General features: G+C 27.8%; 14 protein-coding genes. All 14 read right to left on the bottom strand.

Annotated features, from left to right (window positions below):
- Window positions 1-9 precede the first annotated feature (9 nt).
- Complete coding sequence (locus tag H8923_RS03640) at window positions 10-753, bottom strand: glycosyltransferase family 32 protein (RefSeq protein WP_317982808.1); 744 nt, start codon at window positions 751-753, stop codon at window positions 10-12.
- Entirely contained in the window at window positions 740-1,825 is a 1,086-nt protein-coding gene (locus tag H8923_RS03635) for a hypothetical protein (protein ID WP_153923733.1), read from the bottom strand. The genes H8923_RS03640 and H8923_RS03635 overlap by 14 nt, the downstream gene beginning before the upstream one ends.
- A 25-nt stretch (window positions 1,826-1,850) precedes the next feature.
- Complete coding sequence (locus H8923_RS03630; protein WP_153923731.1) at window positions 1,851-2,342, bottom strand: glycosyltransferase; 492 nt, start codon at window positions 2,340-2,342, stop codon at window positions 1,851-1,853.
- On the bottom strand, window positions 2,339-2,788 hold the full coding sequence (gene pssD / locus H8923_RS03625; protein WP_153923729.1) for a PssD/Cps14F family polysaccharide biosynthesis glycosyltransferase: 450 nt from the start codon (window positions 2,786-2,788) through the stop codon (window positions 2,339-2,341). The genes H8923_RS03630 and pssD overlap by 4 nt, the downstream gene beginning before the upstream one ends.
- 18 nt (window positions 2,789-2,806) lie before the next feature.
- On the bottom strand, window positions 2,807-3,472 hold the full coding sequence (locus H8923_RS03620; protein ID WP_153923727.1) for a sugar transferase: 666 nt from the start codon (window positions 3,470-3,472) through the stop codon (window positions 2,807-2,809).
- A gap of 2 nt (window positions 3,473-3,474) precedes the next feature.
- Window positions 3,475-4,215 carry a CpsD/CapB family tyrosine-protein kinase gene (locus H8923_RS03615; RefSeq protein ID WP_153923725.1) on the bottom strand — a complete coding sequence of 247 codons (741 nt, stop codon included), beginning with the start codon at window positions 4,213-4,215 and terminating at the stop codon, window positions 3,475-3,477.
- Between the two features lie 11 nt (window positions 4,216-4,226).
- On the bottom strand, window positions 4,227-4,901 hold the full coding sequence (locus H8923_RS17590) for a YveK family protein (RefSeq protein ID WP_153923723.1): 675 nt from the start codon (window positions 4,899-4,901) through the stop codon (window positions 4,227-4,229).
- Between the two features lie 211 nt (window positions 4,902-5,112).
- A complete protein-coding gene (locus H8923_RS03605; protein WP_153923722.1) occupies window positions 5,113-5,853 on the bottom strand; it encodes a BsaA family SipW-dependent biofilm matrix protein in 741 nt (246 codons plus the stop codon).
- 52 nt (window positions 5,854-5,905) lie between these two features.
- Window positions 5,906-8,005, bottom strand: a complete 2,100-nt coding sequence (locus H8923_RS03600; protein WP_153923720.1) for a vWA domain-containing protein — start codon at window positions 8,003-8,005, stop codon at window positions 5,906-5,908.
- A gap of 31 nt (window positions 8,006-8,036) precedes the next feature.
- Window positions 8,037-8,696: an LPXTG cell wall anchor domain-containing protein gene (locus tag H8923_RS17585; RefSeq protein WP_153923718.1), complete on the bottom strand. Its 660-nt coding sequence runs from the start codon at window positions 8,694-8,696 to the stop codon at window positions 8,037-8,039.
- Between the two features lie 43 nt (window positions 8,697-8,739).
- Window positions 8,740-9,489, bottom strand: a complete 750-nt coding sequence (locus H8923_RS03590; RefSeq protein WP_153923716.1) for a BsaA family SipW-dependent biofilm matrix protein — start codon at window positions 9,487-9,489, stop codon at window positions 8,740-8,742.
- A gap of 68 nt (window positions 9,490-9,557) precedes the next feature.
- Window positions 9,558-10,205 carry a hypothetical protein gene (locus H8923_RS03585; protein WP_153923714.1) on the bottom strand — a complete coding sequence of 216 codons (648 nt, stop codon included), beginning with the start codon at window positions 10,203-10,205 and terminating at the stop codon, window positions 9,558-9,560.
- A gap of 49 nt (window positions 10,206-10,254) precedes the next feature.
- Entirely contained in the window at window positions 10,255-10,779 is a 525-nt protein-coding gene (locus tag H8923_RS03580; protein ID WP_153923712.1) for a signal peptidase I, read from the bottom strand.
- Between the two features lie 284 nt (window positions 10,780-11,063).
- Window positions 11,064-11,789, bottom strand: a complete 726-nt coding sequence (locus tag H8923_RS03575) for a hypothetical protein (RefSeq protein WP_153923711.1) — start codon at window positions 11,787-11,789, stop codon at window positions 11,064-11,066.
- Window positions 11,790-12,053: the final 264 nt, after the last annotated feature.

The following is a 12,053-nucleotide window of genomic DNA, read 5'->3' as shown; positions in this document are numbered from 1 at the left end:
ACCCTACTCTTATTCTCCTTTTATCAATTTGACCAAAATAATTCTATTTTCTTCACCAATTATCCTAGTAATAAAAGCTAAAAAGCGATCTTTTAATTTAGTAATAGGAGACTTCCACATACCCCCATAATGATGTATCGCATAAGTGTTTTCAGTTAAATTCATTTTCATAGTCAAATAATTCTTTGGAGAAAAATATTCTGATGGGTATATCGTAAGATTACAGCTTAAGCTGTTAATTTTATCATTATCTATGACATAATTATTATTTAAGAATTGATATATATATTTGGAATTAGGTGTTAAATCCATATTTCCATTATTTTTAATAAAACATCTTTTGTCATACATGTCTATAAGCTCTTTAATCCACTCTTGTTTTCTTTTAGAGCCTATTACTGCCGTGCATACTGTATTCAAACTTTCTAAACATATAAATGAATTATTCCCCAATAAATCATCAATACTTCTAAGTAACTCTACATCCGTATCTAGATAGATTCCACCTTCATTATATAAAATCTTTAATCTCATATAGTCAGTTACAAATGCCCATTTATTCATCTGTAATGCTTCTTTAATATATTCATTACAATTTTCAAGTTCAAAATTATCTTCATTCCATTCAATAATTTCATAATCTGGAGCAAATTTTCTCCAACTATCTATGCATAATTTAACACTTTCAGGTTTTTCTTTTTTACCAATCCAACAGTAATGTATTTTTTTAGGTATAAATTCAATATTCTCCACTCACTACCCCCACTACATTATTCTTTTTATATAAAATAATAATCATCAATATAATTAAATCAAATTTAAATAAAACAGTTTCTGCTAGTGCCGCTGTAAAGTATCCAAATAAAATTATTCCATCACATGTACTCAAATGCTTTGTTTTTGTTATTAAAATATAAATAAAAATTAAATAAGCTATTGAGAATATCACTCCTTTAGATAAAAACATATGTAAGTATGAATTATCTAACATGGCATTTTCCTCAATAAATGAGCTTCCAAACCAATTTAATCCAACTAGGTCAGTATATATTTCATATAATACAAACCTTCCAGAAAAAAGATTGTTAATATATTCAAATTTAGATAAGTATATAGATGCATAAGATACAAAAGTATATACTAAAGGAAGTATTCCTATCATTTTTTTTAATAAATTACCTAAATCTTTATCTAATTTATTTTTAAATAATATTTGTAGTCCTGCTACTAGTAGTAAGACCATCATTGAAGTCCTACTAGCTGTGTATTTATATAACACTATACTTATAGATAAAACTAAAAATATTGATTTATATACATTATTTTTGTTACATAACGTTAATATCCCCAAGGCTAATCCAAACCATTTAAGCATACCTTGATTAGCATGTTCAAATCCTAACGATGATCTAACTATTGTTGATTGACTTGCAACCCTCCATATATATGTATCTGCACTTTTATTAAAGCCTAATATGAAGTAGCTAAATATAGTAATTGTAAAGCAAATTATACTTAGTTTTATATATTGTTTTATAGTTATATTATTATTGTCTGCTATTATACATATTAAAGCTATTAATAATAACGAAATTAAATTAAATCTCTTCGTTAATATAACTAATGATACAGATATATAAAGCAATACAAATCTACTTATTTTTATTGGTTCATTATATCTTAGTATCCATAACGTACTTATAAATAAAATCGAAAGTGCTAATAATGCATTTATTATTGATGAGTATTTGAGAAATGTAACGCTAAGATATGATAAAACTACTATTACAAATATTAGCACATTTAATACTGATATCTTTTTCATTTATTTTCTCTTCCTATATTTTTATTTAATTCATAATACCAATTATAAGTTTTTCAAATTTCTTAACAAATATCGAATTATCATTTGAAGCAATACTACAATTTTTTATTAATTTATCATAATTTAATATTATATTTTCTAAATCTTTTTCTTCATATATTCCTATAACCTTAGACTGTTTTTCTAATCTTTTTGTAAATAGAATTTGATGATTATCTACATGCTCCTTAAACTTAGGGTTTCTAGGAAAAACCAATGGTATTTTTCCATGCTGAATAGCTTGAAATATACATCCAGGACCACCATGGGTTATAACTATATTACTATTCTGAATCATTTTATCCATTTCATCATACTCAATTAAATCTTTATAATTATAGTATTTAGGTTTATAGTCACTATATCCTATTTGAGCAAAAACTACTTCATTTATCACTTGCTTTTCAATAAGCTTATCTATTGTTATTAGTAATCTATCTAACCCTTGTTCATGAGTCCCTACCGTAATAAATATCAAAATATACCTCCTAATAGCTTACCTTTTGGATAAAACTTTCTTTGCTCTTCCCACTGAATTATAAATAAGTCACTTATATGATATACCAACTTTCCAGTTATAGTAGGTTTTTCAATCCTATCGTAAACCTCTATATATACAAGTTTAATTCCAAATAACTTTCCTATAAAGAAAAACGGTATTGCCACTGCTGCACCTGTGCTTACTATAATATTTGGTTTCTCTTTTCTTAATATCTTTAATGCTAAAAACGTGTTTTTTATCAGGTTTTTTATATTTCTATTAGTCGGAAAATAACACCAGTATTTCTTTTCATCTTCTAATATAGACTTTGAGTCAGCTTTTTCAAACGTAACCCAAAATCGTTCCTCATTCTCCCACCAATCTCTCAATTGAAGTAAGTGGGTTAAATGTCCACCACTAGAAGTCGGAAAACATATCTTCATATATATACACCGTCCTTTTCAGCTTGCATTCTTATCTCCAAATAAAACAAATACTGTCTTTAATATTAACTTCACATCTATCCATAAGTTTCTTTCCTTTATATATTTAATATCTAGTTCAACCCATTCATCAAACTCAATTTTATTTCTACCTCCGACTTGCCAGTAACAAGTAAGTCCTGGTTTTACTAAAAGCCTCTGTAACTGATACGATGTATATTCTTCAACTTCGCTTGGTATAGGTGGTCTTGGTCCTACAATACTCATCTCTCCTTTTAATACATTTAACAATTGAGGTAATTCATCAATACTAGTTCTACGTATAAATCTCCCTATTTTTGTGACTCTTGGATCGTTCTTAATTTTAAATACTGGTCCACTTTGTTCGTTATATTTTTTTAGCTCATCAAGCATTTCCTCTGCATTTTGAACCATACTTCTGAACTTATACATCCTAAAAACCTCTCCATATTTTCCATTTCTTTGTTGAGAATAAAAAATACTCCCCTTGGGATCTTCTATTTTAATTAATATAGACACGATAATAAATAAAGGTGACAATAATATTAAGCCACATAAAGACCCTATAATATCTATTAATCTCTTAGTAGCTAAATATAATTTCTTTTCTTTTGTCTGTTCTATTTTTAAAATATCTCTATATGTGTCTATCGTTTTCTTCATATTCATCCCCCATTATATGATTTTTTAGGTAATTTCTTAATTTTATTTCTAAATAGACTATACTTTTTCTTTTTCTTACTTTTATCTAGGTCATTATAGTAACCATATCCACGTCCATTTATTTTAAATTTATTAAGTATTGCACCAATAATATTCGCATTTACATCTTCTAATCTTTGCTTGGCAATTCTTATAGATTCTATATTACTTTCTTCACTTCCAATTAGTATTATTGTTCCATCAGTATACTGAGCTAATATACTTGCATCTGTAACTATCCCTACTGGTGGAGTATCTATAAATATATAGTCATATAACTCTCTAATTTCATTTATAAAGTTTCTCATTTTATTTGACTGAAGCATTTCAGATGGGTTAGGTGGTATTTTTCCTCCACATATTATATCCAAATCATTTATTATTGTTTTTTGTATGCAGTCTTCTATTTCTACTTTACCTATAAGAAAGTCTGAAATCCCTCTAATATTTTTCAAACCAAACAATTCGTGTACACTTGGATTTCTTAAATCACAATCTAATATTAATACTTTCTTATTTTCCAGATTAGCAAAAGTCGTTGCTAAATTTGATATTACTGTACTTTTACCTTCATTAGCATTTGCACTTGTTAATAATATAGTTTTTAAATTATTGTCTACACTTGAAAACTCTATATTTGTTCTTACTAGTCTATATGCTTCTGCTATATTAGAATTAGGATTATTATAACTGAATAAATTCATATTTTTCCTCCTTAAACTTCTTCTTTAGGTATTACACCAATAGTAGGAATATTCAGATACCTTTGTATATCTTCTGGTTTTTTTATTCTTGTATCTATGTATTCTGATATAAGAACTAAAAATATACCTGTTGCTAAACCTAATAATATTCCTGTTGCTATATATATCACTTTATTTGGCTTTATATGGTCACTTGGGACAATAGCTCTATCTATTACCTTTATTTCATTTGTAGTTGTTATTCTAGTAACTTCCCTCCCAAATACTTTAGGTATCGTATTTGCTATATTCATAGCTCTAGTTTTACTACTATCTTGAACTGATATATTTATAATTTGAGTATCATCTAATGTACTCACATTTATGTTTGATGATAATTCTTCATAAGTCATGTTTAAATTTAATAATCTAATAACTTCATTAATAACAGTTCTAGATGTAATTATTTTTCCATATGTTACTGCTAATCTTTGAGCAACGCTATACTCATCTCCTGTCATTGTCTTACTTTCTGATTCCTCACTCTTATTTACTATTAATGTAGTGTTAGTCTCATATACAGGTTCTATTACAAAAAAGCTTAGTGCCACACTAATTATCATAAAGACTATCATTAGTATAGATATGAGCCTCCATTTGCTTTTTATAATGCTTAAACACTCTTTTAAGTCAATTGTTTTTTCCACTGTTCTCCCCCCTACTTTTTCCTGAAAATTGTATCTATATTAAATACTATATTATTATTATTGATATGATATGATAATCTATAATGAATAATTAAAGTAATAACCCAAAACTATAATAATAAATAAAAAAAACGGTAAACTTTTATAAAGTTCACCGTTTTTAAATACAACTTTAGTATTACTGTTTAATTTTAAAACATATGATTATTAATTATTTAGTCTCTTTTGTTTCATAATCTTCCTCACAAGTTGTAGCTTCCTCATCAACTACAGCTTGCAGAGCTTTCACTAGATTTACATGTTTTGTACTGTCTAAACCAAACCCTTTTTGAGCTCCAGTAGCTCCATGCTCTACCTTTCCATCAGTAGAATCAGTTATTGCTTCTGATGTACTTTGTACACTATACGCTTCTATATCAACATTAAATGTTTGCCCTATGTAATTAGGATTAGTAGATACTGTATCTGATAAAGTAACGCTATCTAATATTTTATCTGTAAATCCACCTGCTATTACATTTCCTACATAGTAATAATAAGTTTGTCCTTCTTCAATTACTTTAACCCACTTACCTTCTCCATTCTTTACTGTTCCATCTTCATTGAATGTTATATCATTTTCAGATATTACATTTGCTTCATTAAGTTCTATTTTACTATTATCTAATCCCTCTTTTTCAAAGTTTGCATTCATTGTTACTCTTATTAATGAGTTATATCCAGCTTCATTTTTAACTTGAACTACTTTCTCTACAGCTTTTCCTGATTCTGCTACTGAGTTTTGTTCAAATTTTTCATATATATCTACACCATTCTTAAAACTATCTGGACCTTTTGTTGAGAATATATTTTGTACCTTATCTGTTGAACCTAACCACGCAAAAGTTCCTCCTACTAATACCGCTCCTAAAGCTAATGCTACTACTCCACTTTTTAATTTTTTATTATGCATATTATCCCCCTATTATTTTCAATTATAATTTTTAAATATTTTATTAATTATATTATTTGAACTCTAATTTATTTGCTTTGTCATGATTATCATGGAAATACCTATCATTTATACATTTATTAGTTATAACTATATTTATTTCGTTATTGTCTTTATTTATATTAAAATTCTGATTACTTATACTTACTAACTCATAATTCATCGGTACTATTTCGCTAACACTATAGCCTCCTACTGTTAAGAAATTTAAATTTTTATCGAATTTATAGTTTTCATTTTCTTTGTACTTTTCAGCATACTCACTTGATATATTAGTTTCATTGCCTTTTAAGTAAACAGTCATAGTTTCAGTTTCATCTGCCTTTAAACCTACACTATACTGCTCCTCATTTCCCTGAATTAAAATAGGAAATACTTCTTGTGACATATTTTCTGATGGTGTAAGATTATCAGGATTTTGAACTACCTTTTTTACTGTTATTTTTGCTTTTTTAGGGTCTATAGTTACATGAGGTATATTAAATTCCTCATTTTCAAATCTTTCATTAGGATTAATTGGATTTGTATGGTCTATAGCTGCTTTAACATTTGTAGGAATATCTTCTCCAAATAAATACGGATCATTTACTTCTATTACAAAACTAATTGTTTTATCTGGATTTGATAAATCTTCATTTATATCCTCAACATCACCTAAATTAAATTCTATGTTGTTTCCATTTATACTTATCTTATCTTTATCTATTCCTTGTATGTCATTTATGTTTATATCTACTATGCTGAAGTCTCCAGTTACAGTATCTTTTATCACTACATCTTTTCCTAAATATGCATTTAATTCTCCTGATATTTCCTTAGCAATTGAGCTGAATATATTTGTCATTGCATCAGTACTTGATGTATAATAGTTATTTACATATTTATCAAATGAAGTTTCTGCATTTTGAATACTATACAAGAAACTTTTTGCCATATCCGACTCACCTGGATCAAATTTTGATAATCCACTAAAGTCATACTTTGCTCTACTTTGTTTAATCTCTTCTATTTTAACTTCTTCCTCTACCATATCTTCTTTATTGACTTTATTTTCAGTTAAATCTACTATTTCTTTTGTAGTATCTTCTTTAACAGGCTCTACATATTCATCATCTGTTGATCCTACATTATAATTATTAATCGATTCATCTATATTATCAGCAACTTCTCTTATTGAATAAGTAGAATTAGTAAATAAGCCCATTGTATAGAATTTTATATTTGGGTCTGCAGTTGAACTTATATCTTTTGATGTTAGTTCTTCTGTTTGTGATTCTTTATTATCTTTCGAATCATATTCATATCCGCCTCTATCTTTGTTCACTTTCTGATAATATCTTCTTGGTGCTATTCCTCCTATCTTACCAGTTCCACCAACTATATCATGATAAGCACGTTGAGCAGCCATTATATCATTATTGTATGTTGCACTACCTCTATTTCCTAATCTTAATAAATCAGTTGAATTTTTATCCGGATTAGGCATATATTTATAATAATTACCATCTTCATCCATATAGTTCTTATCAGCATAATATGTATTATACGTCGGTAATCCATCTGTAAATAATACAACATATTTTTTATCTGCATTGATATTAGAAATAATATTCTTAGCTTCTTTTATACCTTCTTCTGTATTAGTTCCTCCATCTGCTTTAAGATAATTTATTTTTGAACTTAAATTATTCAAATTATTACTTGATTTAATATCTAAACTTGCAGATGATGCATAAGATACTATGGATATCTTTACATTATCACCCTTGCCATCTAATATAGTTTTACAAAAATTCTTAGCTGCATTTTTAACCTTAGTTATCTTCTGCTCTTTATCAGTATCTTTCATACTACCTGATCTATCTATTACTAAGACAATCTCAGCAGTAGGCATTGCTACTTTTGGAGCAGTACCACTTATATCAAAAGATATTCTATACTGATTATCAGTATTTTCTACTTTCGAGACACTCTTTTTTATATATAATCCAGATTCTGTTTTAATAAATCCTTTTGGAGTAGATGTTTCTGCTGTAGCAAGTGGAGAAGATAACATCCCTAAAGTCAAGCATCCTACCAATAAAGACGATATTTTTTTACTTATCTTTTTCATGTTTATTATCACCTCTTTGTACTAGACATCGTTAATCTTTTTTTCTTCGAATATTGTATAATCCTAATAAACTCGCTCCACCTAAAGCAAGATATGCATATATACCCTGATCTCCAGTTTGTGGTGTGCTATTACTTGGCTTATTTTGACTTGGATTATTAACTTCTGGTTCTATAGGTTTAGATGACTCTTTAGCCTGTGCGGTAAATATCCAATTCACTTGAACTGTTTTGTTCAAATATGCTGGATTTGTTGCACTCGGATCTAGCTCAGCTACTGCAGTTAAATTTTCTTCATCCCCTGGTTCAAATAATCCTAGCTCTATATTTTCTGTAAGTCCATCTTCTCCACTTACCGGTCCTTCATATATTACTTCATCTTTATAAGATATTTTTAAATTAATAACATCTAGTAAATCATACTTTTCTGGAGGTGTTACTCTTTCGGCTTGCATGTAAAGCTCATATACTTTATCATATTTATTTTTTATTTCTAATGTTCTCGTTACTTTGTCTCCTGGGCTCATATCCTCTCCAAATAAAAATGGCTCGTCACCAGGTACATATACTATTCCCTCTGCATTCCCCAATAACTCAACATTAGGAGGCACTTTATGTAGCGCCTCTGCTTGTATAGTCATTATCGAAAGAAGTGAAACAGTTGTTATAAGTGATTTTATCTTTTTATTCACTTTATCACTCCTCTATTTTTACCTATAATCTAATCCTCAATTATTATTGATTTAAATCTGTAGGATTTATAGTCAGATTCCCTTTTTCTGAAGGTTGTCCTACTACAGCTTTTAATGCTGCTACTAAATTTTTATGCTTAACTTCGTCAAGTCCAAATCCATTTTCATTTGTTGTACCTGTATCTCCGTTAGCAGTTATAGCTTCTACTGTACTTTGAACACTTTCAGCATTTACTATTACATCAAATGCTACACCTTTATAGTTAGGATTACTTGCTATACTAGGATCTAAAGTAACAATATCTAATAATTGAGTCGTATATCCTTCTGGAGCAACATTTCCTATGTAGTAATATTTATTTTCTGCTAATACCCACTTTCCTTTAACGTCGTTTAAGTTAGTAACATCACCTTGATCATCTAGTTTTATATCACTTTCAGATATTATAGCTCCATCAAGATAATTAAGTATTATTTTTTCAATATCTAAGTTGTTTAAAGTATTTCCATTCTCACCTTTGAATAGTCTTTCTATGTTAACTCTTATAAGAGAATCGTAATCAGATTTATTTTGAACCTGAACTTTTTTATCTACATTTACCCCTGTTTTTATCTTTTCAGCTTCTTCTTTATCAAACTCTTCTACTATGTCTATATCTCCTTTTTCTGATGCCTGTATTTTAAAATTATTTATTACACTATCATTTGCTCCTAGCCAAGCAAATGTTCCTCCTACTATTACTGTACATATAGCAAGCGCACCCATTAAACCTTTTAATTTTTTATTATGCATTTTACTTTCCCCCCTATTTAAATTTAATAAAAATACTTTTATATAAACTATTCTTTATTCATAAAGTATTATTTACATAAGCTTTCTAACATAGTTATTACATTTTGATTAGTTTTTCCTTCGCTTATTTGTATCCATGATGCATTATACGCATTTTGTGTTGCTTCTACAGCTTCTGATTTAACATTAACTATTAGTTTTTTATTTTTATAAATATCTCTTTGATTCTCTGGTATCTTATTAATATCAAATGATACTTTATCAATAATTGTCTTATTAGTATAAGCCCCTGTATCTAGTACCTTTGTATAGTAAAAGTATCCATCCCTACCATCCATCCAACCTTCTTCATTTGAGTTACTTACAATATTTTTATTTAAAACTATTGCATTTATATCTCCTGCCCATGGTTTATTATCTTCATCAAGCCATGTAGGAACTATACTTACTCTTATAAGTGCTGGTGTTTTACTATTATTTTTTACTTTTACTTCTTTTACAAATGGTGTTCCATCCCAATTTTTGGCGCCTTCTTCGTCAAAATTTTCTTCTATTTCTATATCTACGCCACCTTCAAAATGATTTACTACTGTGTCACTTGGATCTAAAAGTTCTTTGATGGCTGCATATGTATTGGATACCCATCCACTTTTAGTTAATATAATACTACCCATCAACACTAGGCAAATTATAATCCCACTTTTCCTTAATTTCACTTTATCACCTCCACACAACATATCTTTTTATTTAATACTATATTTATGATTAATTAGTTTGCTTCTTTTTTGGGCTATATTGAAATGATGTCATAATTATTAACATTACTAAAATAGCTAATACTAATTTTATATTAGATTTGATAAATTGCATGGTCGCTCCTATTATAGGTATATGAAATATAACTTTACCTACAACAAGTTCTGAATCGAGTGGCCTTGGATCTACTGCATTATTTGCATCCCCTTGTGTAATAAACTTTACACCATCCTCATGTAATACTTCTTTTACTCTATGAGTTGTTACACTTGTCCTTGATAAATCATAAAAAGTAATCACATCTTCTTTTTGTATATCTGCTATAGGCGTTTCTTTTACTAAAACCAATGTTCCCTTGCCCATAGTAGGGCTCATACTTCCTGTTAATACAGTATAAAATCTGTATCCAAATATTGACATAGCCTCATTTTGGCTATTTCCTTTCACAGAAATAACTGTAATTATTATCACAGATATTAAAAATATATAAAAAATGATATTCCATACATAATTAAAAAACCTTTTTATACTCATATTCTATTCCCCTTACCTTTTCTCCCTATTATTCTAATATTTTTTACCTTTATTTTGTATTACACGTTAGTATATTTATAAAACACAATTTTCATAATACTTTAGTATTATATTCGTCAAAAAATTACTCTCAAGTATAGTATCTTCTGAAAATAGATATTTTAATTGATACCAAATATACTATCTGTACTCATGTTATATTTGACTATATATTATATCTTTCAAATCATAAAAATGGATGAACTCTATATGAGTTCATCCATTTCTTTTTTGGAACTATCTTTTTATTTTAAATTAATCACTCTTCCATATACTATATCATTTTTATAATGCCCACTATACTCCCAGTACTCATTCTTTTCATCAGAAGTATACGCAATAATATTTAATATATCATAAGTACTTCTAACGCCTCTAGTATACGTTCCAATTGCTTTGATTTTAGATAAAGCTTCTTTTGGACTTTGCATTTCCTCTAAAACTATATCTATCTTAGTTTTTAATGTTTCATTATTATTTTCTTCATCATAAACATTTTTTACTGATACTAAAGAATACTCTGGAACTTCGACTGATTCATTATCTATATCAGAATAACGTTTATTTACACTAATCTTATCTTCATCCACAACTTTAACTACCAATTCTAAGTTCTTATTATCATCTAAATCTACTGATGATTCATCAGAATATATATTGATCTTATAATTATCTTTGATATCGCTATTTTCTTTTTTAACATATTTAACTAAGCTTATAATATCATCATCAGTAAGTTCTTTATTCTGATATGCCATGATAGTGAAATTTCCATCATCTTCTAAAGTACGTACTATTGAATATGGATCTATATTCTCTTGTAATATATCTTCACTAGTAGCCGCTTCACTTTGATAGTTATCTTTTACTTTAAATTTAACTTCCCCTTGAGATAATGTAAATCCTCCTACTAATCCAACTGTTAGTATACAGGTAATAAGGATTATCTTATTCTCATTGTTTTTGCTCATATATTCGTCCCCCTATGACTTAATTCTTTTATTATCGATATAATATTATTTTACATGTTAAATTTTTACATATATAAATATATTATATTTTATTTCAAATTATTTTTCAAATAAGTATAAAGTTCTAATAAAAGCATCCGTATTATCTTTATAAGAAAGTATCTAATATGTAATAATTGATACTCCAACTATATAACTCCCTTTAGCATAAGTCCCTAAATAACATCCTAAGTTATAATTTAGACCTAGCTTATAACAAAAAAG

It is taken from the genome of Romboutsia faecis, assembly GCF_014323405.1.
Taxonomy (GTDB): domain Bacteria; phylum Bacillota; class Clostridia; order Peptostreptococcales; family Peptostreptococcaceae; genus Romboutsia_E; species Romboutsia_E faecis.
The sequence above is the reverse complement of the archived record's forward strand: the minus strand, read 5'-3'. Positions and strand labels throughout refer to the sequence as shown.

Coding starts and splice junctions, on each gene's coding strand:
- H8923_RS03615 (WP_153923725.1), bottom strand. CDS start 4,215: ATGAATTTATTCAGTTATAATAATCCTAATTCTAATATAGCAGAAGCA.
- H8923_RS03620 (WP_153923727.1), bottom strand. CDS start 3,472: ATGAAGAAAACGATAGACACATATAGAGATATTTTAAAAATAGAACAG.
- H8923_RS03605 (WP_153923722.1), bottom strand. CDS start 5,853: ATGCATAATAAAAAATTAAAAAGTGGAGTAGTAGCATTAGCTTTAGGA.
- H8923_RS03635 (WP_153923733.1), bottom strand. CDS start 1,825: ATGAAAAAGATATCAGTATTAAATGTGCTAATATTTGTAATAGTAGTT.
- H8923_RS03590 (WP_153923716.1), bottom strand. CDS start 9,489: ATGCATAATAAAAAATTAAAAGGTTTAATGGGTGCGCTTGCTATATGT.
- H8923_RS03575 (WP_153923711.1), bottom strand. CDS start 11,789: ATGAGCAAAAACAATGAGAATAAGATAATCCTTATTACCTGTATACTA.
- H8923_RS03580 (WP_153923712.1), bottom strand. CDS start 10,779: ATGAGTATAAAAAGGTTTTTTAATTATGTATGGAATATCATTTTTTAT.
- H8923_RS03600 (WP_153923720.1), bottom strand. CDS start 8,005: ATGAAAAAGATAAGTAAAAAAATATCGTCTTTATTGGTAGGATGCTTG.
- pssD (WP_153923729.1), bottom strand. CDS start 2,788: ATGAAGATATGTTTTCCGACTTCTAGTGGTGGACATTTAACCCACTTA.